This window comes from Mycobacterium sp. NGS51, from assembly GCF_059812525.1.
In genome coordinates, this window is the sequence record NZ_JCALCV010000028.1 from 1 (window position 1) to 25104 (window position 25104).

Here is a 25104-nt window from a genome sequence, read left to right on the forward strand (position 1 = left end):
ACGAATCTCATCGACCATCAACGGCCACCCTCTCGTCAACCAGAGGATTGACCAACTGCACATATGTGGGGGTATCGCTGTCGCCCAACAGGATTGCCCGGCCGGCCGGCAACCGATCGAATCGCTGACCGCGGATCTTGCCCCCGTCAGCCGGATTACCCGACAGCATCAGTGTGGTCGCCTGCAGATCGTTGAGCCGGCGCATCAGCGGGCTAGTCATCAATGCGTGCGCCGACCCGGTGGCCCGGGCAGTGACGATCACTCGCAGACCCAGATCGCCGGCTTGGGCCAGCAGTCCGATCAGGTTGGTCCAGGGCCGCTGCCCGATGTAGGGCCCGGTCATCGCCGGGGTGTCCGGGATCTGGTCGACGTCGTCGATGATCAGGTAGTGGGTGTGCCCCTGATATGACCAACCGCTCAGTTCGGCTGCCGACATGCCCGCCGGCGGCCGGCGCTGCTCGATCAGCGCCGACAAGCCGAGCATCGCCGGGATGACGCGGTCGATGTTGGCGGTGTACTCGTTGTCCGGGAACAGCGGCTCGTCGACCAGGTGCAGTCGTCGGTCCAGCACGGTGAACGCAACCCGGTCGGGCGTGCTGTGCTCGCGGATCGTGCGGATGATGTGACGCAGCAGCGTGGTCTTGCCCGTCTTCGTGTCACCGAGGACCAACAGCAACGGGTTGTCGGCGAAGTCGAGTTCGACTGCGGCCAAGTCCTCTTCACGCTGGCCGATGACCACCCGATCCGGACCTCGAGAGGTGGCGCCGATCGCGGCCGGCGCGAGGTTGGTGGGCAGCAACCGCACCGGTGGCGCCGACGTACCGGGATGACGCGCGTTGATCTCGCCCACCTGGACCAGATTCGGGGCCGCGAACAGGAAATGCTCGGCAGCCATCGTCAGACCACGGCCGGGTTGGTCGGGCGGTACCGCCTCGGCCGGACGGCGCAGCGCGCCGATCACGCGGACGTTGCTGTCGCGTGGGTCGTGCAGCTTGAGCTCCAACCGCAACCCGAGCCCGTCCCGCATCGCCAGCGGCACCTCCAGCCAGCTCGGGGTGGTGATGATCACGTGGATGCCGTAGGCCAGGCCCACGTTGACCAGCTCGGTAACCTTGGTCAGCAACGGGTTTCGGGTGTTGAACTGATCGGTGTTGTCCCGGCTGAAGGCATAGAGGTTGTCGATCACCAAAAACACCTCGCCGAACCCGTCATCGGGGGCGGACTCGTGCCGGTTGCGGAACACCTCTCGCTGTTGCCGTAGCCGCAGCAACTGCTCGAGCTCACCGAAGGTACGACGGATGCGCTCTGGTTCCAGTGGCGAGGCCACACTGCCGACATGCGCGAGGTCCTCGAGGGCCCGCAGCTGCCCACCGCCGTAGTCCAGGCAGTAGAAACTCACCTCGGCGGGTGAGTGCAGGTTCGCGGCCGACAGGATAAACGTCTGCAGCGCGGTCGATTTGCCCGACTTCGCGCCGCCGTGAATCACCATGTTGCCCGCGGCCGAACGGGCGTCGAACACCAGCGGGTCCCGGCGCATCTCGAACGGCTTGTCGATTTCACCCAGCGGCCAGCGCCACTGCCGTTGCGGCACACCTGCGCGTGCCAGCACGGTGCCCAGTGGGATCGGGTCGTCGAGCGGCGGCAACCACAACTCTGGCGCGCGCGGCCCGTAGCGCGCCAACTGGTCGCCGATGGTGGCGATCAGCTTGCGCGGCGGCCCGGTCTGCTCCTCGTCGTCACTACTGGCGATCACCGTGTTCTGATCCGGCTCCACCCGGCCCGCCGGGAACAGCTTAGGCTCGGGAACAGCATGCACCACAAGGGTTTTCGCAGCTCGCGGCGGATCGTAGATGCCGTCGACGTAGGTGCTGCGGAACTTGATCGGTGCGGCCCCCGGCGCAGGCACCAAAAAGCCGACGCCTTTGTGCTCCTTGCCGGATTCGATGTGATACGCGTCCTCCACACCGATGATCTGGCGGGACACGGCTGGGCTGGCCACCTTCAGCCCGATCCGGTAGGAGGTGTTCTTGTCGATGTCCTTGATCTTGCCGATGTCCAGGGTCTGCGAGGCGAACAGGATGTGGATTCGGAAGGAGCGACCTTTACGGGCCACGTAGTCGAACAGTTCGGCGTACTCGGGATGGTCGGCCAGCATCAAGGTGAACTCGTCGGCGACCACGAACAGTGTCGGGATCGGAGCCAGGTCGTGTCCGGCCGCAATCGCGTTCTCGTATTCGGTCACCGAGTTGAAGGCGCTGCCCTGGACCGCTCGCCCCGCCTCGCGCAGCAGCATTTCCCGACGGGCGACTTCGCCGCGCAGCGTGTCGGCGAATCGGTCGGCCAGCGCCTTTTTCTCGGCCATGTTGGAGATGACCGCGACCACCTGCGGGAAGTGCCGGAAGATGTCAGCGCCGGCCTCACCCTTGAAGTCGGCGTAGATCACGATCAGCCGATCGGCTGAGTGAGTCGTCAACAGCGACAACAAGATCGACATCAAGGTCTGGGATTTCCCGGCGCCTGTCATGCCGATCATCAGGCCGTGCGGGCCCATCCCGCCTTCGGCTTCGTCCTTGAGGTCGAAGATCAGCGGTTCACCGGTAGCGGTGACCCCGACCGGGACCCGCAACTCGTCGTCGCGGCGACGGGGCGCCCACAACGTCGGCACGTCGAGCCGTGACGCATCCGGAATTCCCAGCAGCGTCGTGAACGCCGCACCGCGGGTGGCGGCCGACTGCAGGCCGCTGTGGGTCGGGTTGGAATCCCACCGGGACAGCCGCCGAGCCAGATGGCCGGCGTCGTCGGCACCGAAGCCGTCGGCGGTGTCGATGTAGTGCTGCCAACCACCGGTCTGCCAACGCTCGACGACACCGTTGGCGATCCGCAGGATCGGCCGTTCGGGATCGGAATACTGCTCGCGGTGCGGTGCCTTGCTCGATCGGTGCACCACCGTGACGCCGACGCGGCCGAAGGCCAACGGCGAGGCGTTCAGGTCGTAATCGGGATCGTCGACGACAATCAGCAAGTGCCGCAACGTGTCAGCTGGTGTGCCGGTGAACGCCGGACGATCCGCCAGTGCTGGAGCCAGTAGTGCGATCAGTTCCTCCGGCCGCGCCGACAGGTAGCGGGCGGGACCGACGCCGTCGAGCTCGCCGGGAACGTCGGCGTGCGGCAGCCACTTCAGCCACGACCAGTGCGGCGCCTCCAGTTCGGGTGTAGCCACCGCGATCCCGAGCACTGTCGGGTCATGCCAGGTCACCGCCTGAGCAATCCACGCGCGCAGCGCGGCGTGCACCTCCTCCTCGTCCCCGAGCACGGTGATCCGCGCGACCTTGGTCAGGTCGATACCGGCTGGAATGTCGGAGACGGTCCGCTGGGTGTCCAGCAGGCTGCGTAACGCGCTGTGCGACACCGGTTCCAGATCGATTTCGTCGGCGGTGTCGTTGACGCGCAGTGCCGTGTCCAGCGGTGCCGAGTGCAGTCCGGCCCGCACCACCAGGAAGTCGGCGTCGTGGGGGTCGCGTTCCCACTGGCGTCGCGAGCCGGGGATCGCGGCCAGTTCGGCAGGGTCGGGGTGCGACCACTCGGCAGCCGCCCGCTGCTCAGCGGCCTGCGCCCGGATGTTGTCGCGGACCACCGAAAGGTAGCGCAGGTAGTCAGCCCGCTCGGCGTCGACTTCCTCGGTGCGCATCTTGTTGTCGGTGCCGCGGTATAGCGCGGTTGCGGCCAGCAACAGTACAAACGGAAAGAACAGGGTCTGCGGGGAGATCACCCGCATCCCGGTGGCGACCATCGCGACGATCATTCCCACGATCAGGATCACGATGACCACCGGCAACGCCCGCCGCAGCATCGACGGCGGAATGGCACGCTGCAGTTCGGGCGGCGCCTCGATGTTGATGGCGCCCTTACGGGTTGCCGGCGGTGGCAGCCGACGGCGGGCCTCGAAGATCAGTCGGCTCATCGTGTCTCCAGCTCGGCTTTGGTGGTCCGACCTGGCTTGGCGTCGGGCGCCAAGCCGTCGTGGGCCAGCAGCGCATCGGCCCGCGACAGTGTCGGGCCGGGCGCAAACAATGACAGCACCGACCACGGGATGGGGGTTGGCGGCGGGTTCAAACCAAGTGCTTCAACGGTTTTCGCGCGTCCTGTGGCATCGGTGGCTTCGTTGTCGATGCCGTAGCGCACACCGGTGTCGGCGATCCAAAACAGTGATCCGGCAGCCGGTGACGCCGCATCTTGGCCGACGGTCTGGGTGAAATAGCCGCTGCCGGGCGCCAACGCGACGCGGGTGGCGATGCCGTTCGTCCCGGCGCCGACCAGATCCCCGGTGTGCATCGCCTCGGGTATCGGAAGTGCCGAACCCGACAACAACGTCAGCGAATTGGTGGCGGCCCCGGCGGCCTTGCTCCAATTCACGCAGGACACCGGGTCACGGGCGGCGTCGACCAGACTGATCCGCTGGTTGGGGTAGCGGTCGGTGTCGAGCATCCGCGACACCGGCAGCCTGGCGACCTCGTCGGCGCCCAGTCGCGGCGGCTGGTCCAGGCCGTAGGAGTTCGCGTTGCGCAGCACCGCAGCCAGTACCGGCGAAATCGGCTGCAGCCCATCGGGCAATACCGCGTAGTACAACACGGAGTTGTCCGCCGCGTAGGCGACGACGACGGCACCGATCGGCGCTGGGGCGGACAGCCCGAACGCCGGTGGGTTGCCTGCCTCCGGGATCGCCGGAGCAGTCAGCGCCGGCGCTTCGGGAATCGCATTGAACAGGCCCGCGGCGATCGGCCGTGGTTTGGGCACCTCCGCGCCGAAGCCCAGCGCGCCGGTGACGGCCCGGTCGGCCAGATCGATTCGGCTGCGTCGGCCCTCCCAAAGCAGCCAGGTGCCGGTCGGATTGGCAGCCAGGATCGCCCGCCCCGCCGGCAGCAGTCCGGCGCGTGCGCCGCTGGTTTCCAGGGTTCCTGCGATCACTGTGACGCCGGTGGCCGGACCGCCGACGGCGTCGCACACCGTCCAGTCGGCGTCCTTGGCGGTGTTTTGCACCATCCGCTCGGGGGCGCCCGGGATGCCGATCAGGTTGCCACGCGGAAACTGGTCCAGCTCAGTGCTTTTCACCGTGGTGGGGTTGACAGGCCGACCGGCGATGAGTCGGGCCGAAGTCAAGTTGAGCACTGGGTGCAACCGGTCACCGACCCGTACATAAAGCGCGGCGGTGGACCGGTCGGCCAGTACGGCGTTGTTGGCCGCCGACCCGTTGGGCCGGATCAGCGAGAACACGAAACAGCCCACCAGCAGGGTGACCACGATCAGCACGCCCATCATCACCGCACGGGTCTGGGTGCGCAGTGGGTCGACGAGCATCCGGGTGTCGTGCAGGGCAACACCGGAGGCGATCCGGCGCATCACGAACCGCCAGCCGGTCACCTGGTGGCGGGTGACAAAGCCGCGCCGGTAATCCACCTTGTCGGGGTTGTCGTTGACCGGGGTGCGCGACGCGAACGAGCGCCGCTCGTCGTCTGATGGGGTCGTCATGCCGACTCCCACAGGTTCAGGCCACGCAGCAGCGGCTCCACCGAGTTCCTGACGTCAGGGGCAGTAATGGTCATCAATTCCTCGTCGGTGAACTCACCGCTTTCGGCTTTCTCTGAATGGTCCAATCGGAATTCGCGTTCCTCTTCCGATCTTTCGACGGTGTTACGAACGAAGCGGCCGTTACCGGCGATGTCGAGGCTGCGCCGTTGGACGCCCGCAGCGTCGGGTCTCGTCGAGTTGGCCAACCGGTCGAACAGTGCCTCGAGATCGTCGAGGGCGGGTTGTTCGAAGACACTGTCGCGCTTGCCCGCCATGTGGTTGGCGATTTCGACCAGTTCCGACGCCGAGTAGGACGGGAAGTCGATATTGCGGGTAAACCGTGATCGCAGACCTTCGTTGGTGTCGAGGAACCGATCCAGGTCGGCCCGGTAACCGGCGACGATGACGACCAGGCGATCGCGGTCGTTTTCCATCCTGGCCAGCAGCGTGTCGATCGCGACCAGACCGAAATCGTTCTTGGCGCCGGTGGCCACCAGCGCGTAGGCCTCGTCGAGGAACAGCACCCCGTCCAAAGCGCTGTCGATGATCGCGTTGGTCTTGGCTTCGGTCTCACCGATGTGCTGGCCGATCAAGTCGGCGCGGTGCACCTCTTTGATGTTCTCTTTCTTCAAAAGCCCCAGGCCGCAATAGATTTTGGCCACCACGCGAGCGATGGTGGTCTTGCCGGTTCCGGGCGGCCCGGTGAAGACCAGGTGGTAGGTGCGTTGTGCCACCTCCAGCCCGCGTTGCTCGCGCAGCAGCCCCATGGACACCGAGCTCTTGAGTCGCTGCACCTGGTTTTTGACCTGGTCCAGACCGATGAACTCGCTGAGCTCGTGTTCGGCTTCCGCCAGCAGTGCGGCCTTGCGCTCGTGGGCTTCGGGGTCGATGAAATCTTCGGCACCGGGTTCGGTGTGGGGATCCCACGGGTCGGTGCGGGCGTCGATGCGGGCCCCGGTGGTGGTAACGATGCCGAACGTGGGATCGGACAGGGCGTGCTCGACCTGGTCGTTCTCCGGGTTGGCCGCGTAGAGATCCTGCAGCACCTCTCGGGCGGTGTCCTCATCCTCGTCGGCGCGCAGCGTCAGCGCTTTGGCCAGCGCACCATCGACCGAGGCGACCGGGACCGGGCCATCGGGCTCTTCGAGGTACGACAATGCCGGGGCGAACATGCCCAGCCGGGCCAACGCGATCCCCAGGGTGATCTTGGCGGCGTGCGCGTAGGTCTCGTCCAAGCCGACGTCGTTGACGATCGGGGTCAGTAACTTGACGACATCCGACCACCGCTCGGCGCGGTATTGGATGGCGACGGCAACCCACCGGGCATCAAGCCAGCTCGGCCGGCGTTCGGTGACTTCGGTGACCACCTGGTGCGCCTCGGCGTATTTCCCGTCGGCTGCCAGCGCCGCGGCGTAGGCAAGGTGGAAACCGTCGGGCTCGGTGGCGCGGAACTGTAAATACAGTCCGGTGTCGTAGCGGAAGCCCAGGGCGCCCGGCGTCAGCTCGACCTGCCGCTGCAGGACGCCAGCAGTGGCCGCGGTCCGTGAAACCGCTTCCAGCACATGGGCTGACACGTCCCCGGCGGCGGCCAGCCCGGTCCAGGCGTCGCACTGGTCGTACGCGACGCGGGTCAGCGCGGTGAACCCGGATTTGGCGGCAGTCAAGTCGGCGGGGCGACGCCGGTCGTACACGGTGAGGCCCAGCGCCCGACAGCAGGTGGCGAACCGGCTGATGACGTCATCGTCGACGCGGACCGCTGTGGGCCGGGTCGCGAGCGTGCCGGTGTCAGCGCTTTCCACGACCCCGTCGCCTCCCCTCGGTAATAGCATTGCCTAAGCTAACTTCGCTGAAGTTAGCATTGGATAAGCTAAGTGTCGAGATGGCCCCTTGGGGCCAGGGCGTGGCCTCGGTCACCCGCAGGCGGGGACGTTCCTGCCGCACATCAGCAGACATGGCAGCCTCCTTTCGAGGTGCGTCGGGGTTGCAGGTCGACGCTCGTCCGGGAAGGTCCCGACCCTCGTTCGGGACGGCACGTTACTCCGCCACGAGCGTTAATGAAAATGAGTGTCATTAGCGACGAGGCGCGCGGCAAAGCGGGCACAGTGGTCGGCGTCCTCAGAGTCGGTGGGGCATCGGGAATCACCCGGAGGTTAGGGGCAGTCATCGGCCGGTTCCAAGCCGTCGCGGACCGGCCGAACAGGTAGTCGGCTGCGGGGACCCCTCGGTTCCATCGCGTTCCTATTCCTTCTCCGGCTTCGCACTGGCCGGCGCAGTGGTCGGCGACCTGAGGGTAGGCACCGCCGCCGGGGAAACCCCGGATCGGTATCGCGGCGAGAATCTGAGCGGCAAGAGCGGCCAGAATCGCCATTTAGAACTGCAACTAGCGGATCATATACCGCTTGCACGCCGCATCTACGGAGATGGGCCCGATCCGCAGCAACCGCCAAGGGATCGACGGCTTATGCCTTGACGGCGCTGACCAGCGTGTTGCGAGCGATCATGGGTCCAGCCTCGGAATCGGGCTCGGGCACCCGACGGCCCACCTCACGCAGGTAATCGGCCAACGGGGTCGGCGTCGCGGTCCAACCGCGCTCGCCGAACCACTGCTCAGCGGGTGCGCACTGCTCGTTGTAGACAAGCTGGAAGAACAGACGCTGGTCACCTTCGGCCCTCGCGGCCTTCTCTTCTTCGACGGCGGCGGCGAAATCATCGGCCGGCAGCGGAGCACCGTCCTCGACGGCGAGGTGCGAACCTGGCGCGGCCAATGCGTCGATCCCGCTGAACAACTGGTGCTGCGCGGCGGCCGGAAGGTAGATCAGCAGACCCTCAGCAATCCAGGCGGACGGCTTGCCCGGATCAAACCCGCTGTCCTGCAATGCGTGCGGCCAGTCTTCACGCAGGTCGACGGCGACCTCGCGGCGCTCGGCACGCGGACTGGCGCCGTGCTCGTCGAGCACGTCACGCTTGAATTCGAGAACCTCGGGACGGTCCAGCTCGAAGATCGTCGTTCCGTCGGGCCAGGGCAGTCGGTAGGCGCGGGAATCCAGTCCGGCCGCCAGGATGACCCCCTGGCGGACACCGGCATCGGCCGCGTGCCGGAAATAGTCGTCGAAGTACCTCGTTCGCGCGCCCTGGAAGTTGACGAAATGCTCACCGAACTCGGGCGTTTTCAGTTGATGGTCGGGGACATGACCGTCGAGCACACCGGCCCAGTCACCACCCGCCGCGCGGCAGAAGACCTCCGCGAACGGGTCGACGACCAGGGGATCGGGCTTTTGCGCCTCCAAAGCTCGAGCGGTGGCCACGAATAAAGCGGTCGAACCGACACTCGTTGTGATGTCCCAGCTGTCGCCTTCAGTACGCACTCAACCGACCCTACGCTCGTGCGCGAGGCGTCAGTCCCGCTGGGACTCAAGCGCAATCGTCAGACCAGTGGGCGGCCGGACTTGATCCGCCGGTCCAAGTCCCAGAGCAACACGTTGAACGGGAACCGCCGGATGAAGCCAGGCAGCAGTTTGTTGACAGTGCGCAGCACGGCCATCAAGCGGTCGAACCGCCGCTGCTTGGCGGCGTCCCACGGTAGCTGCATCTCGTCGCGGAAGCGTTGTGGCAAGAAGCCGGTGGTGATCAGCAGTGCGGGCTTCTCGGCCCATCGTTGCAGCGGACCGGGCAACGTCATCCCGCGCATCCTGGATGCGGCGATCGGGTACAGGTAGTCGCGCACGGTGTCGTCGATGTGCACCTTGTCCACCGACTCCTGCCAGTACTTGTCGAACGCGGCGCGGTCGGCCGGCCACATCTCCGGCGGCACTTGCAGCGTGGTACCGAGCACCATGCCTTCGCGGTAGTGCTGTTCAGCATCGTCTTCGTCGATCTCGCCGATGAAGGTGCGATAGAAATCGACACCACCCTTGTAGAGGCAGGCCGCCACCCACATCTGCAGCTCCGGGTCGAAGGCGTTGTATTTGACCGGACTCTCGGCGGTCGAGTAGACCTCGGCGTGGGCACGGTTCACCGCGCGACGAAACGCCGCTTTCTGGTCGTCACTGCCAGCCATCGCCACTGCGAGGTACGTGAACGTGGTGCGGGCCCGCTTGATCGGGTGCAAGTCGACCCGGCCGCTTTCCACCCGGCTTTCCACGACGCCGTAGCCGACGCCGGGCCGGGCCAATTGCATGATCACGTTGGCCGGGCCGAGCAGCAGTGCCATGCCCATCAACTGGTCGTCAATACGGGCGGCGCGCTTGGGTCGGCGGCGCGCCAATGCTGGTATCGGCGGATCGCTGACCGCTCGTTCAACGTGATCGGTTGTCATTGCCTTACCTGCTCCGCTAATTCTGATAACACTTGTTTCCTGATATTGCCGCGCAGCTCCCTGCGATGTCAAGATGGGACGTATGGCTGCGACGGAGACGACGAGCGTGCGCCCTTACCGCGGGGTCGAGCCAGCCGACCGGCTGGCCGAGCGGCGGGGCCGGCTGCTTGCGGCCGGCTTGGACTTGCTCGGGGCCAGCGAGCGGGATTGGTCCGAGTTGACGGTGCGCGCTATCTGCGGGCGGGCCGGGGTGACCGCCCGCTACTTCTACGAGAGCTTCGCCGACAAGGATGCGTTCGTCTGTGCGGTCTTCGACTGGGTGGTGGCCGATCTCGCGGCGGCGACGCAGGCTTCCGTCGACGCGGTGCCACCCGACCAGCAATCGCGTGCCGGGATGGCCAATATCGTGCAGACCATCTCCGGCGATCCGCGCGTCGGGCGCCTGCTGTTCAGCGCGCACTTGACCGACCCGGTGCTGATGCGCAAACGCGTGGAGTCCACTGCGCTGTTCGCCACCCTGCTGGGCAGGCACGCCGGTCAGCTCTCGCGGATCCCGGAGAACGACCGCATTGCCGCCGCCGCGCACTTCGTGGTCGGCGGCGTCGGGCAAACCATCAGCGCCTGGTTGGCCGGTGCGGTGTCGCTGACCCCCGACGAACTGGTCGAGCAACTCACCACGACCCTCGACCGGCTGGCCGATCCGGCGTTGTATCGCGACTAAGCCGCGGCAGCGCCGGCTAGTTGCCCACCGGCACCCGTCGGTCAGCGGCCGTCTTGGGTTCTGCCCGCGCATCGCTCTCAGTGAATTCTTTCGTCCAACAAGCGAACTCGAGCGTGATGCCGTCGGGATCCTGAAAGTAGAACGAGCGCACGTACACACCCGGGTGCACGGTGGCCGAGACCTGCATCTCGCTCTCGTCGTGGTTGAGCACCGGCCCGACCCGCACGCCCTTCTCCTTGAGTCGCTTCCGGTAGTCGTCGAACTTCTCGGCCGGCACGTGGAAGGCCAGATGGTTCATCGTGCTGACCGCGCTGGTGATCTCGCCGATCCCCGGGATCGCGGCCGGCGACGAGACGCCGGGCACCCGGTCGGCGGCTTCGGCGAACCAGAAGAAGGCGACGCAATCGCCGTTGCCGGCGTCGAAGAAGAAGTGCTGGCCCTGGCCACCCGGTAGATCCAGCGATTTGATCAACGGCATGCCCAGCACATTGCTGTAGAAGTCCACCGTGCGCGCCATGTCCGAACACACCAACGCGACGTGATTGATGCCGCCGAGTTCGAATTCGGTGTTGGTGTTGTGCGGCTTGATCATCTTCCGACTCCCGTTCGTCGGCGGGTGGATTGCCGATCCGTGGCGAATACCCGAAACTGAATCTAACATCAGATTCAGTTCTCTTCCAGGGGTCGCAGGGTCGCAGGGAAAGGAGCCGTCCGGTGTCAGCCGTGTCCGAGCAACCCGGCCAACGCGTCGAATTGCCGACACATCGCGGCCGGCGGACCCAGGCGGCCATTGACGCCGCGGCCCGGGCCGTCATCGCCCGCAAGGGAATCCTGGCTGCGACCATCGCCGACATCGCTACCGAAGCGGGCCGATCGACGGCGTCGTTCTACAACTACTACGACTCCAAAGAGGCAATGGTCCGCCAGTGGGCGTTGCGTTTCCGCGACGAAGCCAATGACCGCGCGAAAACCATCACCCGGCATGGTCTTTCGAACCGCGAACGCGCCCAGCAGGCCGCGGCCGCGCACTGGCACACCTACCGCCATCGGCTCGCGGAGATGATCGGGGTGTCACAGCTGGCGATCATCAACGACGACTTCGCGCAGTACTGGGCCGAAATCTGCGCGGGCCCCATCGCCTTCATCGCCCAAACCGTGCGACGTGCACAGAGCGAAGGCTACTGCCCCGACGATGACCCCCAGCTGGTCGCGGTGGCGATCGTGGCGATGTTCAACCAGTTCTGCTACTTGCAGCTGAGCGGCGCTCGTTCGGATGAGGTCGGTGAACCCGACGACGAGGCCTGCATCAACACGCTGGCCAACATCTTCTATCGAGCCATCTACTCCAAGGAGGTCGACTGACGTGACTCGCAATACCGGAGCAGCGGGCGTTCTCCGCGAATTCGTCGGACTACCGTCACCGACCGCCCGGCGCGCCGGCGCCGGCGGGCACCCCTGCCAAGGCCTGTATCACCGCGGTGTGGGCCGCAAGCCCAAAGTGGCGATGATCGCCACCCACTACCAGATCGACTTCTCCGAGCACTATCTCGCCGACTACATGGCCACCCGCGGCATCGGATTTCTGGGCTGGAACACCCGGTTCCGCGGTTTTGAGAGCAGCTTTCTCCTCGACCATGCTCTCGTCGACATCGGCGTCGGCGTCCGCTGGCTTCGTGAAGTGCAGGCTGTGGAAACCGTTGTGTTGCTGGGTAACTCCGGGGGCGGCTCGTTGATGGCCGCCTACCAGTCCCAAGCGGTCGACCCGAATGTGACTCCGCTGCCGGGTATGCGGCCCGCGGCCGGGCTGACCGAGTTGCTGCCCGCCGACGGATACATCGCCAGCGCTGCCCATCCCGGCCGCCCCGACGTATTGACCGCATGGATGGACGGCGCCGTCGTCGACGAGAACGACCCTGTCGCCACCGATCCAGACCTCGACCTGTTCAACGAAAACAACGGCCCACCTTATTCACCGGAGTTCCTCACCCGCTACCGCTCCGCGCAGGTCGCACGCAACCGCGCGATCACCGATTGGGCCGAGAAGGAGCTGAAACGTGTTCAGGCCGCGGGTTTTTCCGACATCCCTTTCACCGTTATGCGAACCTGGGCCGACCCCCGGATGGTCGATCCGAGCATCGAGCCCACCAAACGGCAGCCCAACATGTGCTATGCCGGCATCCCGGCCAAGGCGAATCGTTCCGCGCACGGCATCGCCGCGGCATGCACGCTGCGCAACTGGCTGGGCATGTGGAGCTTGCGAACCGCGCAGACCCGGGCCGAGCCGCATCTGAGGCGCATCACCTGCCCCGGGCTGGTCATCAACGCCGAAGCCGACACGGGCGTCTTCCCGTCGGACGCTCAACGCATCTGCGACGCGCTGGCCGGCACCGACAAGATGCTGTGCACCATCGATACCGATCACTACTTCACCACTCCCGGGGCGCGCAGCGAGCAGGCCGACGTGATCGCCAAGTGGATTGCCAAGCGGTGGCGCTGAGAGTCCTCGCCCACTTCGTGCCCGGTGACGAGGTGTTGGATTTCGTTGCGCCGGAGGCGGACTGGCTCGATATCCGATGGTGTGCCGAGGACGACGACGACACCTTCTACCGTGAGCTGCCCGAAGCCGAGGTCCTTTGGCATGTGCTGCGGCCTCTCTCTGGGCCCGATCTGCGGCGCGGACCGCGGCTGCGCCTGGTGCACAAGCTGGGGGCCGGAGTCAACACCATCGACGTCGAGGCCGCTACCGAGAGCGGCATCGCGGTGGCCAACATGCCGGGCGCCAACGCGCCCTCGGTGGCCGAAGGAGCGGTGCTGCTGATGCTGGCCGCCCTGCGTCGGCTGCCGGTGCTGGATTGCGCCACCCGCGACGGTCGCGGCTGGCCGGCCGATCCGCGGCTGGGCGAAGCCGTGCGCGATATCGGCGGCTGCACCGTCGGCCTCATCGGATACGGCAACATCGCCAAACGGGTCGAGAAGGTCGTGGCCGCGATGGGCGCGCGTGTGCTGCACACCAGTACCCGCGACGACGGACGGCCGGGCTGGCGGCCGCTGGACGAGCTGTTGGCCGTCAGCGAGATCGTCTCGCTGCACCTGCCGTTGACGGCCGACACCCGTGGTCTGCTCGACCGCGACCGGCTGGCCCGGCTGAAGCCGGAAGCGGTGCTGGTCAACACCTCCCGCGGCGAGATCGTCGACGAAGATGCCCTGGTCGAGGCGTTGCGCGGCGGCGGGCTGGCCGCCGCGGGCCTGGACGTCTTCGCCGTCGAACCGCTCCCACCCGACAGCCCATTGTTGAGCCTGGCCAACGTCGTACTGACACCGCACGTCAGCTGGTACACCGCCGACACCATGCGTCGCTATCTGGTCGAGGCGGTCGCCAATTGCCGGCGGCTGCGGGACGGGCAACAACCCGCGCATGTAGTCAATCAACCAACCGGTTATTAAATTGAGGGGACGAAGGTCCCGAAGGAAGGCGAGCAATGCCGATCGCGATAACTCCTGAGCATCAAGACCTGGCCGACTCGGTGCGGTCCCTGGTAGCGCGGGTAGCGCCGTCGGAGGTGCTGCATGCCGCGCTGGAAACACCGATCGACAACCCGCCGCCCTACTGGCAGTCCGCCGCCGACCAAGGCTTGCAGGGCGTGCACTTGGCCGAGGCTGTCGGCGGTCAGGGTTTCGGCATCCTCGAGCTTGCCGTCGTGCTCGCTGAGTTCGGCTACGGCGCGGTGCCCGGCCCGTTTGTGCCGTCGGCGATTGCCAGTGCGCTGATCTCGGCACACGATCCCGACGCCAAAGTGCTGGGCGAGCTGACAACGGGCGCCGCCGTCGCCGCCTACGCGCTGGATTCCGGGCTGACCGCCACCCGCCACGGCGACGGATTGGTGATCCGCGGGGAAGTGCGGGCGGTGCCGGCCGCGGCTCAGGCGTCGGTCCTGGTGCTACCGGTGGCGATCGACAGCGGCGAGGAATGGGTGGTGCTGCGCGCCGATCAACTCGAGATCGAACCGGTGCAGAGCGTGGACCCGCTGCGCCCGATCGCCCACGTCCGCGCCAATGCCGTCGAGGTGGGTGACGACGCCGTGCTGAGCAACCTCAGCATGACGCTCGCGCACGCGCTGATGTCGACTTTGTTGTCGGCCGAGGCCGTCGGGGTCGCGCGGTGGGCCACCGACACGGCGTCGGAGTACGCCAAGATCCGCGAACAGTTCGGCAGGCCGATCGGTCAATTCCAGGCCATCAAACACAAGTGTGCCGAGATGATCGCCGACACCGAGCGGGCCACCGCCGCCGTCTGGGACGCCGCCCGCGCGATCGACGAAGCACGCCAAAACAATTGGGATGTGCAAGCATCCGCGGTCGAGTTCGCCGCCGCGGTGGCGGCGACGCTGGCGCCTGCCGCCGCCCAGCACTGTACGCAGGATTGCATTCAGGTGCATGGCGGCATCGGCTTCACCTGGGAACACGACACCAACGTCTACTACCGGCGCGCGTTGATGCTGGCCGCATCCTTCGGCCGCACCTCCGACTACCCGCAGCGGGTGGTCGACACCGCCACCGGCACCGGTATGCGCAAAGTCGACATCGACCTGGATCCCGACACCGAGAAACTGCGAGCTGAAATCCGGGACGAGGTGGCTGCGCTCAAGGCGATCCCGCGCGAGGAACGCAACGCCGCGATCGCCGAAGGCGGATGGGTGCTGCCGTATCTGCCGACGCCGTGGGGCCGCGCGTCCAGCCCGGTCGAGCAGATCATCGTGGCCCAGGAGTTCAGCACCGGCCGGGTCAAGCGGCCACAGATCGGTATCGCGTCGTGGATCGTCCCGTCGATCGTCGCGTTCGGCACCGAGGAGCAGAAGCTCCGGTTCCTGCCGCCGACCTTCCGCGGCGAAATGATCTGGTGTCAGCTATTTTCCGAGCCCGGTGCCGGTTCTGACCTGGCCGGGCTGACCACCAAGGCAACTCGGGCCGACGGCGGCTGGCGCATCACCGGCCAGAAGATCTGGACCACCGCTGCGCAGTTCTCGCAGTGGGGGGCGTTGCTGGCCAGGACCGACCCCGACGTTCCGAAACACAATGGGATCACCTACTTCCTGCTGGACATGAACAGTGAAGGCGTGGAGGTCAAACCGCTTCGCGAGCTCACCGGCGGCGCGATGTTCAACACGGTGTTCATCGACGATGTGTTTGTGCCGGACGAGTTGGTGCTCGGCGAGGTCGACCGCGGCTGGGAGGTGAGTCGCAATACTCTGACCGCAGAACGGGTTTCGATCGGCGGCAGCGAGGCGCCGTTCTTGGCCAACCTCGACCAGTTGGTCGATTTCGTTCGCGACGGTCAGTTCGACCAGGTCGCGCAGAACCGGGCGGGCCAGTTGATCGCCGAGGGGCACGCCGCCAAGCTGCTCAACATGCGCTCGACGCTGCTGACGCTGGCCGGGGGCGACGCGATGCCCTCGGCGGCCATCTCCAAGCTGCTGTCGATGCGCACCGGCCAGGGCTATGCCGAGTTCGCGGTGTCCACCTTCGGCGCCGACGCCGCGATCGGCGACCCGGAGCAGCTGCCCGGCAAGTGGGCCGAATACCTGCTGGCCAGCCGAGCCACCACGATCTACGGCGGCACGTCGGAGGTGCAGCTCAATATCATCGCCGAGCGCCTGCTGGGGCTCCCCCGCGACCCGTAAGGCTTACTTCTCGGCGCGAGCGTGCGTGTCCCCTTGCTGCGCCCCTCCCCTCTGGGCCGAGCGTGCGTGTCCCCGGTTGACACGCCGAGGTTTTCACCGTTTCTGCGCACGCTCGCGCGGAGCCGAAATCCCGTCGCGCGCCAGCGTCCTGATCCCTGCTAAGTTCGCCGGCATGACCGAAGAGCCGCCCACTCGCCGCGACCGCGCGGATGGCGGCGAGCGCGAAACCCTGGAGTCGTTCCTTGACGACTACCGAGACATCGTGGTGCGCAAGGCTTCCGGCCTGTCTGACACCGACGCCCGTCGCCGCCTGGTTTCCTCGCCGACGACGGTGGGCGGGCTGGTCAAGCACCTGCGCTGGGCGGAATACGGCTGGTTCGATCAGCTGCTTGAGGAGCGAATCAGCGACAACCGCCGCACACATGACCGTGCTTGGGAATTCGAGTTTCTTCCTCAGGAATCATTGGCCACGTTGATCGCGGAATACCGAACGCAATGCGACGAGTCACGACGGATAGCGGCGCGCTATCCGCTGGATCACGCGGTGCCGCATGTCCGGCTCGGGCAGGTGTCACTGCGCTGGATCTACGTGCACATGATCGAAGAGACGGCACGTCACACTGGGCAACTGGATATTGTGCGCGAACAACTTGACGGCGCAACGGGTTTCGACGGCTAGGCTCCTATCACGAGCGTGCGCAGAAACGGGATTTCACCCGGCGTGTCGACCGGGGGCACGCACGCTCGCGCCAAAGGTGACCCGGCTAGACGTCCATCTCGCGCAGCTCGCGCTTGAGGATCTTGCCGGTTGGGTTACGGGGCAGCTCGTCGAGGAAGACCACTTCGCGCGGCACCTTGTAGCGGGCCAGCTGGTCTTTCACGTACTTCTTGATGGTGTCCTCGTCGACGTCGGCGCCCTCCTTCTTCACGACGAAGGCGCGCAGCCGGTGGCCCCACTCCTTGTCCTCGACGCCGATCGCGGTGGCCTCCGTGACGTCGGGATGGCCGGTGATGCAATCCTCGACTTCGGCGGGGAAGACGTTTTCGCCGCCGGAGACGATCATCTCGTCGTCGCGACCGCTGATGAAGAGCAGGTTGTGCTCGTCGAAATAACCGACGTCCCCGGATGACAGCAGCCCATCGATGATCTGCTTGTTGCCGCCGCCGGTATAGCCCTCGAACGGGAAGGCGTTGCCCACGAAGATCCGCCCGACCTCGCCCTGCGGCAACTCCTTGCCATTGTCGTCGTAAATCTTGACCTTGACGCCTTTGACAACCGGCCCCACCGTCGACGAATTGAATTCCAGATGGTCCGGTCCCGCGATGGTGGCGAACGCGATCTCAGTCGAGCCGTACATGTTGTAGACGACGGGCCCGAGGTCCTTGAGCGCACGCTCGGCCAAGTCGGCGCCCAGCGCCGAGCCGGAGATGAACACGATCCGCAAGCTGGACAGATCGGGCTTCTTGTCCATCTTCTCCACGGCCTCGAGCATCCGCGACAACATCACCGGGACGACGACGATCGCCGATACGTTGTGCTTCTCGACGTCTTCCAGCACCACCGCCGGCTTGAACTTGCGGTGCAGCACCAGCGTCGATCCCAGGAATGTCCCGATCGTGGCGTGCAGGAAGCCCAGCGCGTGGAACATCGGCGCCGGCAGCGATGTCACCTCGCCGGCCTTGAACGGCACGTGCGACAAGATGCCGCCGATCGGCGCGAGCGTCGGCGGGGTGCTGCGGTTCGCGCCCTTCGGGGTGCCGGTGGTGCCGCTGGTCAGAATGATGATCGAGGAGTGCTTGCCGGCCTTGGGCGCGGGCTCGCCGCTGCTGCCTTCGATCAGGTCGGCAAGCGTCTCGTCCTCGCTGCCCGACGGCTCGTCCGAGTCGGGGTTGGTGCCCAGAGCGCGCAGCTTGCCCAGCGGCGGCTCGGCCTTGCTGACGTCCTTGGCGTATTCGTCGTCGTAGATGATCAGTTTGGCGTCTTCGCGCTCGGACACTTCCTTGATCTGCGGGCCGGAAAACGAGCTGTTGAGCAGGATGATGCGGGCTCCGACCCGCGCGCAACCGAACTCCGCGATGGCAAACCAGCGGCTGTTGCGTGCCAGGATGGCGACGCCGTCGCCGCCCTTGACACCTTTGTCCAGCAGCCCGTGGGCCACGGCGTTGGCGGCGTCGTCGAGTTCCTTCCAGGTGAACTCGCCCTCGTCGTCGATGATCGCCACCTTGTCCGGGGTGCGGCGCGCGTGCAGCGCGGGCAGCATGCCGATCTCGCCCCACTTGCGGATGTCGTTCGCCATCGCCGCCACGTTCTGTGGCCGCTCGATCGGGAACCCGCCTGCTTCGAAGATTTTGCGCACATAGTGCAGTTCGGCCAGGCCGCGCTCGGCGTATTGCTGGACTTTGGCCGTGGCCCCGAACGGGTCAGGAAGGTTAGGCATAGCCCCACCATATGTGAGCCAGGTCGCACCGCGACGGGCAAATTACGATGAAGTGCATGGTCCGTCCGCTGTCATTGGAAGTGGGCGGCCGCCACGTTGAGATCACCCACCCCGACAAGGTGGTATTCCCAGAACACGGCTACACCAAGCTCGACCTGATCCGCTACTACCTCGCCGTCGCCGAGGGCGCGCTGCGGGGCGTGGCCGGACGTCCGATGATCCTCAAACGCTTCGTCAAGGGCATCGAGCAGGAAGCCATCTTCCAGAAGCGGGCGCCCACGAAACGGCCGGACTGGATCGGGGTGGCCGAACTGCGCTATGCGTCGGGAACTTCGGCCAAGGAGGCCGTCATCGATGACGCCGCCGGCCTGGTGTGGGCGATCAATCTGGGCTGCGTCGACCTCAACCCGCACCCGGTGCTCGCTGGCGATCTCGACCATCCCGACGAGCTGCGCGTCGACCTGGACCCGATGCCCGGCGTGGGATGGCCGCAGATCGTGGATGTCGCCGCCGTCGCACGAGAAGTGCTCGAGGACTACGGCCTGACCCCGTGGCCGAAGACATCAGGGTCGCGCGGCATCCACATCTATGCGCGCATCGCGCCGGACTGGCCGTTCCGGCAGGTCCGGCTGGCCGCCCAGACGGTGGCACGCGAGGTCGAGCGCCGCGCGCCTGACCTGGCGACCAGCCGGTGGTGGAAGGAAGAACGTCAGGGCGTGTTCGTCGACTTCAATCAGAACGCCAAAGACCGCACGGTCGCCTCGGCGTATTCGGTGCGGGCCACGCCGGATGCCCGGGTGTCCACGCCGCTGCGCTGGGATGAGGCCGCGGACTGCGACCCGGCGGCGTTCACGATGGCGACCGTGCCGGATCGGTTCGCCGACATCGGCGACCCGTGGGCGGGGATGGACGACGCCACCGGAACGCTGGACCGGCTGCTCGCGCTGGCCGAGGAGCTCGGCCCCGCCGAGAAGGCACCGAAAGGGGCGCACAAGACCCGGGACGGCCGGCGGGCCTCGACGATGCCGCTGATCGAGATCGCCCGCACCAAGACCAAGGACGAGGCGATGGCTGCGCTGGACACCTGGCGTGACCGCTATCCCGACGTGGCCCAGCGACTCCAGCCGGTCGATGTGCTCGTCGACGGCATGCGCGGACCGAGTTCGATCTGGTACCGAATCCGGATCAACCTGCAGCACGTGCCGGCCGATCAACGGCCGCCGCAGGAGGAGCTGATCGCCGACTACAGCCCTTGGCCCAGCCGTTAACGGCCCACCACCGCGGTACATACGCGACAATCGCTGGATGCAGGCGGCGGAGGACTGACGCGATGGACCGACGATGGAACCGGCGCGCATTCCTGGGTCTTGCCGGCGGGGCCGGACTGCTCGCCACGGCCGCCTGCTCGTCGCACAAGACCACCGCCGGCGCCCCGGGCGGCGGCGCGGTAACGATTCCACACGCGTTCGGCGAGACGACAATCCCCGCGCCACCCACGCGGGTGGTCAGCGCCGGCTTCACCGGGCAAGACGATCTGCTCGCGGTGGGGATCGTGCCGATCGCGGTGACCAACTGGTTCGGCGATCAGCCGTTCGCGGTGTGGCCGTGGGCGCAGCCGAAACTCGGCGACGCCAAACCCGTTGTCTTGAACCTGGACAACGGAATTCAGGTCGACCAGATCGCCGGCCTGAAACCCGATTTGATCGTGGCCACCAACGCCGGAGTAGACGCCGACACCTACCAGAAGCTGGCCGCGATCGCCCCGACCCTCCCGCAGTCCGGCGGCGACGCGTTCTTCGAGCCGTGGAAGGACCAGGCGACCGCGATCGGCCAAGCGGTTTTCCAGTCCGATCAGATGAAGTCGCTGGTCGACGGCGTCGACCAGAAGTTCACCACGATCGGTGAGCAGCATCCGCAATTCAAGGACAAGAAGGCGCTGCTGCTGCAGGGCACGTTCTACCAGGACAATGTGGTGGCGACGATGGCGGGCTGGCGCACCGAGTTTCTGACCCGGATGGGTCTGGTGGTCGCCGAGGGCATCAGCCAGTTCGCCGTCGATCAGCAGCGGGCGTTCATTCCCCGCGACAAGGTCAAGTCAGCGCTCGACGCCACCGACGTGCTGATCTGGACAACGGACAGCGAAGACGACCAGCGGGTGCTGCTGGCCGATCCGGGCGTGGCGGACCTTCGGCCGCGCAGTGTCTTCACCACCAAGGACCTAGCCGGGGCGCTTACCTTCGCCTCACCCCTGAGCTACCCGGTGGTGGCCGACCAGCTGCCGTCGCTGATCACCAAAATCCTGGGCTGAGCTCGCCGAAAACAGCGGCCCTCTGAGCGTTCGCTAAGGCACCTCTGGCAGAGCACCACAATTACTGGCAGCCGCCGGAAGCCGAGGTTACCGTCGAGTAATGAGCGTGGCAATGGACCTGAAGGTAACCGACACCGTTCTGGATTACGGTGATCAGGCACTGCTTTTGCAATTCGACAGCAGCGCCGAGGTCTTGGCGTGGACAGCTGCCCTGCGCGAGGCGGCGCTGCCCGGTGTGCTCGACATCGTCGCCGCGTCCCGCACGATTTTGGTCAAACTCGACGGGCCGCGCTATCAGGGCGTCACCCGGCACCGGTTACGCCGCCTGCAGGTGACATCCGAGGCGGCGCAGACTGCCCCGCCCGACGGACACGTCGACGTGGTGATCGACGTCGTCTACGACGGTGCCGATCTTGCCGAGGTTGCCGACCGCACCGGGCTGAGCACCGCACAGGTCATCAACGCCCACACCTCCACGCCCTGGCAGGTCGGATTCGGCGGATTCTCTCCGGGATTCGCCTACCTCGTCGGCGGCGACCCGCGGCTGGCGGTGCCGCGGCGCTCGGAGCCGCGGCAATCGGTGCCGGCCGGTGCGGTGGGCCTGGCCGGAGAGTTCAGCGGAATCTATCCGCGGCGCTCCCCCGGCGGTTGGCAGCTGATCGGCCACACCACTGCGGTCCTGTGGGATATCGACCGGCCCGACCCGGCGCTGCTCACGCCGGGCAAGTGGGTTCAATTTCGAGCCGGCTAGGAGAGCACCGATGACCACGCTGGAAATCCTGCGCACCGGGCCGCTGGCACTCGTCCAGGACCTCGGACGGGTCGGTCTGGCTCACCTCGGAGTCACCCGGTCGGGAGCGGCGGATCGCGGTTCGCACACGCTGGCCAACCGGCTGGTGGCCAACCCCGACGACCGCGCCACCATCGAAGTGACCTTCGGCGGCCTCTCGGCTCGAGTCCGCGGCGGTGACGTCGACGTCGTCGTGACCGGTGCCGACACGGACCCAGCCGTCAATGGAATCGTGTTCGGCACCAACAGTGTTCAGCATGTCCGCGACGGGGACGTGATTTCGCTGGGTGCCCCGTTGGCGGGCTTGCGCAGTTATCTGGGAGTGCGCGGCGGTATCGACGTGACACCGGTGCTCGGCTCGCGGAGTTACGACGTGATGTCGGGAATCGGCCCGCTGCCGCTGCAGCCTGGCGACGTGCTGCCGATCGGCGAGCGCACCGATGACTATCCCGAACTCGATCAGGCCCCGGTAGCGGCGATCGACGAGCACCTGGTGGAACTGCTGGTGGTGCCGGGCCCGCGCGACGAGTGGCTCGCCGATCCCGATGCGCTCGTGCGCACCATCTGGATGGTCTCCGACCGCAGCGACAGGGTGGGGATGCGGCTGGAGGGCCGTCCGATGCAGTACCGCTGGCCGGACCGACAGTTGCCCAGCGAAGGAGCGGCTCGCGGCGCAATTCAGGTGCCGCCCAACGGTTTGCCGGTCATCTTGGGGCCGGATCATCCGATCACCGGCGGCTACCCGGTGATCGGCGTGCTCGCCGAGGACGACATCGACAAGGTTGCCCAGGTGCGGCCCGGCCAGTATGTGCGGTTGCACTGGTCGCGGCCGCGGACGCCGCTGACTGCTGCTGCCGCGAGCCAGTCAGCCTGGTAAACCGGTAGGTGTGTACACCCAGGTCCACACCGCTCGCCTGGTCCACACCGCCGATCTCGATTGCGAGACCCGGCACAGCGCTCGCCAGATGGTCATCGACGCGTTCGGCGGCGGTTTCACCGACTGCGACTGGGACCACGCGCTAGGCGGGATGCATGCCCTGATCTGGCATCGTGGCGTGATCATCGCCCATGCTGCAGTGGTCCAGCGGCGGCTCATTCACCGCGGCAGCGCGCTGCGCTGCGGCTACATCGAAGCTGTGGCGGTGGCCGAGGAGTGGCGCGGCCAAGGACTGGCGATCGCGGTGCTCGACGCTTGCGAGCAGGTCATCCGCGGCGGCTACCACATTGGTGCGCTGAGCGCTTCCGAGCGCGGACGGCGACTCTTCGTCGTGCGCGGCTGGCTGCCGTGGTGCGGGCAGACGTCGGTGCTGGCTCCCGCCGGGACGCTGCGCACCCCGGACGACGACGGCTCGGTGTTCGTGCTTCCGGTCGCGGCCACGGTGGACACCTCCGCGGAGTTGACCTGCGATTGGCGCGACGGCGACGTTTGGTGACCGGCCGCGGCCGCTGTGATCGACCGCACATTTCCTGCGTCGCAAGGCGGTTTTGACTGTTATAGACGAAGCCTATTGTGGCGCAACCTAACTGCGAAACAATGATTTAACAATCTTTGCAGCGTCCTTTCAGCTAACCGGAACACAATCTTAAGCCGGAATGCCCGGATCTGACTTGACCCGGTTCGAATCCTCATGTGTGATTGCCGAATACAGCGTTGTATGCCTCGATAGCGGCACCTGTACCCGCACAGCTACCGCACAGCAAGCGAAATAACTTGCGGCTCGGGATAACTCGGGGCCGTAGGGCGCCGACCACTCTGCCAGTGCAACGGTGTTGGCGCACCTGAAAGCCGAAAGGTTATGTCTGCATGGCCCGCTCGCATCGCATCTCCGACTGGAATCCCGAGGACACCGTCGCCTGGGAGGCCGGCAACAAAGCCATCGCTCGACGTAACCTGATTTGCACGGTGGCCGGCGACCACGTCGCGTTTTCGATCTGGTCATTGTGGTCGGTGATGGTGCTGTTCATGCCGGAATCGGTCTACGGCTTTTCGCCGAGCGACAAACTGCTGCTCGGCGCAATCGCAACGTTGGTCGGAGGGTGCGTACGCATCCCCTACACATTGGGTATCGCGAAATTCGGTGGCCGCAACTGGACGACGTTCTCGGCGCTGGTGCTGCTGGTGCCCACCGTGGGAACGATCGTGCTGCTGGCCAATCCCGGACTGCCGTTGTGGCCGTACGTGTTGTGTGCCGCGGCCACCGGTTTGGGCGGCGGCAATTATTCCGCCTCGCTGGCCAACGTCAATGCTTTTTATCCCCAGCGGCTCAAGGGCTGGGCGTTGGCGGTCAACGCCGGCGGCGGCAACCTGGGGGTGGCGGTCGTTCAGCTGGTGGGACTGCTGGTACTGGCCACCGCGGGCAGCCGGCAGCCCTACTGGGTGTGCGCGTTTTATCTTGTGCTGCTGGCGATTGTCGGCATCGCGGCGGCGGTGTTCATGGACAATTTGGACCACAGCATCGAGGTCGGCAATTTGCGGTCGATCCTGTTCGTGCGGCACACCTGGGTGATCTCACTGCTCTACATCGGTACGTTCGGGTCGTTCATCGGATTCTCGTTCGCGTTCGGCCGGGTGCTCTACATCAACTTCATGACCAGCGGACAGACTGCCGCGCAAGCATCGCTGCACGTCGCCCAAATCGCCTTCCTGGGGCCACTATTGGGATCACTCTCGCGAATCTACGGCGGCCGGTTGGCCGACCGCATCGGAGGAAGTCGTATCACGCTGGCGGTGTTCGGCGGGATGATCCTGGCTACCGGGCTATTGGTCGGCGTCAGCAGCTACGACGAATACAGTCACGGCTCTGCACCGGGCGCAACGCTGGTCGGATACGTCATCGGGTTCATTGCGCTGTTCATCCTGTCGGGGGTCGGCAACGGGTCGGTATTCAAGATGATCCCGTCGATCTTCGAGGCGCGCAGTCGTGCGCTGGACGTCAATGAAGCCGAGCGCCGGCACTGGTCCCGCGCGATGTCGGGGGCGTTGATCGGGTTCGCGGGAGCCGTCGGAGCACTCGGTGGTGTGGCGATCAACCTGGCGTTACGGCAGTCCTACGAGAGCACCGGCACCGAGACCTCGGCGTTCTGGATTTTCCTGATCTTCTACCTTGTCGCTTCGTTGCTGACCTGGGCCATGTACGTGCGCCCTCCTGTTTCGGCCACCGCCGTGCCCGACGCGGAAAGCGAGCCGGCGCGCGCCCGCGTGTGACCGATTACCCCGCCGGTGTGACGACGGGGCAACTCGGCGGAAATTGCCAGGTAATGCGGCGGCAATCTATCAGGCATACACACT

The 25104-nt window shown here is 66.2% G+C and carries 19 protein-coding genes; 12 read left to right on the plus strand and 7 right to left on the minus strand.

Annotation, left to right across the window (positions count from 1 at the left end; all coding sequences use genetic code 11):
- Positions 1-7: 7 nt before the first annotated feature.
- The 5 genes from eccCa to AC5Y5W_RS23845 all read right to left on the minus strand — a co-directional run bounded on the left by eccCa (position 8) and on the right by AC5Y5W_RS23845 (position 9880).
- Positions 8-3961: a type VII secretion protein EccCa gene (gene eccCa, locus AC5Y5W_RS23825; protein ID WP_500013632.1), complete on the minus strand. Its 3954-nt coding sequence runs from the start codon at positions 3959-3961 to the stop codon at positions 8-10.
- Positions 3958-5526, minus strand: a complete 1569-nt coding sequence (gene eccB, locus AC5Y5W_RS23830; protein WP_500013630.1) for a type VII secretion protein EccB — start codon at positions 5524-5526, stop codon at positions 3958-3960. The genes eccCa and eccB overlap by 4 nt, the downstream gene beginning before the upstream one ends.
- Positions 5523-7364, minus strand: coding sequence for a type VII secretion AAA-ATPase EccA (gene eccA, locus AC5Y5W_RS23835; RefSeq protein ID WP_500013628.1), 1842 nt, complete (start codon positions 7362-7364; stop codon positions 5523-5525). The genes eccB and eccA overlap by 4 nt, the downstream gene beginning before the upstream one ends.
- A gap of 660 nt (positions 7365-8024) precedes the next feature.
- Positions 8025-8930, minus strand: a complete 906-nt coding sequence (locus AC5Y5W_RS23840) for a class I SAM-dependent methyltransferase (protein ID WP_500013626.1) — start codon at positions 8928-8930, stop codon at positions 8025-8027.
- A gap of 59 nt (positions 8931-8989) precedes the next feature.
- A complete protein-coding gene (locus AC5Y5W_RS23845; RefSeq protein ID WP_500013624.1) occupies positions 8990-9880 on the minus strand; it encodes an oxygenase MpaB family protein in 891 nt (296 codons plus the stop codon).
- 73 nt (positions 9881-9953) lie between these two features.
- Between AC5Y5W_RS23845 and AC5Y5W_RS23850 the strand changes: the two genes are divergently transcribed.
- Complete coding sequence (locus tag AC5Y5W_RS23850) at positions 9954-10601, plus strand: TetR/AcrR family transcriptional regulator (protein WP_500013622.1); 648 nt, start codon at positions 9954-9956, stop codon at positions 10599-10601.
- Between the two features lie 16 nt (positions 10602-10617).
- Here AC5Y5W_RS23850 and AC5Y5W_RS23855 read toward each other — a convergent pair whose 3' ends face one another.
- Positions 10618-11193, minus strand: coding sequence for a VOC family protein (locus AC5Y5W_RS23855; protein ID WP_500013620.1), 576 nt, complete (start codon positions 11191-11193; stop codon positions 10618-10620).
- A gap of 131 nt (positions 11194-11324) precedes the next feature.
- Between AC5Y5W_RS23855 and AC5Y5W_RS23860 the strand changes: the two genes are divergently transcribed.
- The 5 genes from AC5Y5W_RS23860 to AC5Y5W_RS23880 all read left to right on the plus strand — a co-directional run bounded on the left by AC5Y5W_RS23860 (position 11325) and on the right by AC5Y5W_RS23880 (position 16958).
- Positions 11325-11963 carry a TetR/AcrR family transcriptional regulator gene (locus tag AC5Y5W_RS23860; protein WP_500013642.1) on the plus strand — a complete coding sequence of 213 codons (639 nt, stop codon included), beginning with the start codon at positions 11325-11327 and terminating at the stop codon, positions 11961-11963.
- 1 nt (position 11964) lies between these two features.
- Entirely contained in the window at positions 11965-13098 is a 1134-nt protein-coding gene (locus tag AC5Y5W_RS23865) for an alpha/beta hydrolase family protein (protein WP_500013618.1), read from the plus strand.
- Positions 13095-14045 (plus strand): 2-hydroxyacid dehydrogenase, encoded by a 951-nt coding sequence (locus tag AC5Y5W_RS23870; protein ID WP_500013640.1) that lies wholly within the window; start codon positions 13095-13097, stop codon positions 14043-14045. Before AC5Y5W_RS23865 ends, AC5Y5W_RS23870 begins: the two co-directional genes overlap by 4 nt.
- A gap of 35 nt (positions 14046-14080) precedes the next feature.
- Positions 14081-16279: an acyl-CoA dehydrogenase family protein gene (locus AC5Y5W_RS23875; protein ID WP_500013615.1), complete on the plus strand. Its 2199-nt coding sequence runs from the start codon at positions 14081-14083 to the stop codon at positions 16277-16279.
- A 172-nt stretch (positions 16280-16451) separates the two neighbouring features.
- Positions 16452-16958 carry a DinB family protein gene (locus AC5Y5W_RS23880; RefSeq protein WP_500013613.1) on the plus strand — a complete coding sequence of 169 codons (507 nt, stop codon included), beginning with the start codon at positions 16452-16454 and terminating at the stop codon, positions 16956-16958.
- Positions 16959-17043: 85 nt separating this feature from the next.
- Here AC5Y5W_RS23880 and fadD2 read toward each other — a convergent pair whose 3' ends face one another.
- Entirely contained in the window at positions 17044-18717 is a 1674-nt protein-coding gene (fadD2, locus tag AC5Y5W_RS23885; protein ID WP_500013611.1) for a long-chain-fatty-acid--CoA ligase FadD2, read from the minus strand.
- A 47-nt stretch (positions 18718-18764) separates the two neighbouring features.
- On the opposite strand from fadD2, the gene AC5Y5W_RS23890 reads away from it, so the two are divergent.
- The 6 genes from AC5Y5W_RS23890 to AC5Y5W_RS23915 all read left to right on the plus strand — a co-directional run bounded on the left by AC5Y5W_RS23890 (position 18765) and on the right by AC5Y5W_RS23915 (position 25020).
- Positions 18765-19985 (plus strand): DNA polymerase domain-containing protein, encoded by a 1221-nt coding sequence (locus tag AC5Y5W_RS23890; protein ID WP_500013609.1) that lies wholly within the window; start codon positions 18765-18767, stop codon positions 19983-19985.
- A 62-nt stretch (positions 19986-20047) separates the two neighbouring features.
- Positions 20048-21025, plus strand: a complete 978-nt coding sequence (locus tag AC5Y5W_RS23895) for an ABC transporter substrate-binding protein (RefSeq protein WP_500013607.1) — start codon at positions 20048-20050, stop codon at positions 21023-21025.
- Between the two features lie 100 nt (positions 21026-21125).
- Positions 21126-21776 carry a 5-oxoprolinase subunit B family protein gene (locus tag AC5Y5W_RS23900; RefSeq protein WP_500013605.1) on the plus strand — a complete coding sequence of 217 codons (651 nt, stop codon included), beginning with the start codon at positions 21126-21128 and terminating at the stop codon, positions 21774-21776.
- A gap of 10 nt (positions 21777-21786) precedes the next feature.
- Positions 21787-22692, plus strand: a complete 906-nt coding sequence (locus AC5Y5W_RS23905) for a 5-oxoprolinase/urea amidolyase family protein (protein ID WP_500013603.1) — start codon at positions 21787-21789, stop codon at positions 22690-22692.
- 10 nt (positions 22693-22702) lie between these two features.
- Positions 22703-23248, plus strand: coding sequence for a GNAT family N-acetyltransferase (locus tag AC5Y5W_RS23910; RefSeq protein WP_500013601.1), 546 nt, complete (start codon positions 22703-22705; stop codon positions 23246-23248).
- A gap of 371 nt (positions 23249-23619) precedes the next feature.
- The gene (locus AC5Y5W_RS23915) at positions 23620-25020 is read left to right on the plus strand and encodes a nitrate/nitrite transporter (RefSeq protein WP_500013599.1); all 1401 of its coding nucleotides are present in this window, start codon (positions 23620-23622) and stop codon (positions 25018-25020) included.
- The last annotated feature ends 84 nt before the right edge of the window (positions 25021-25104 follow it).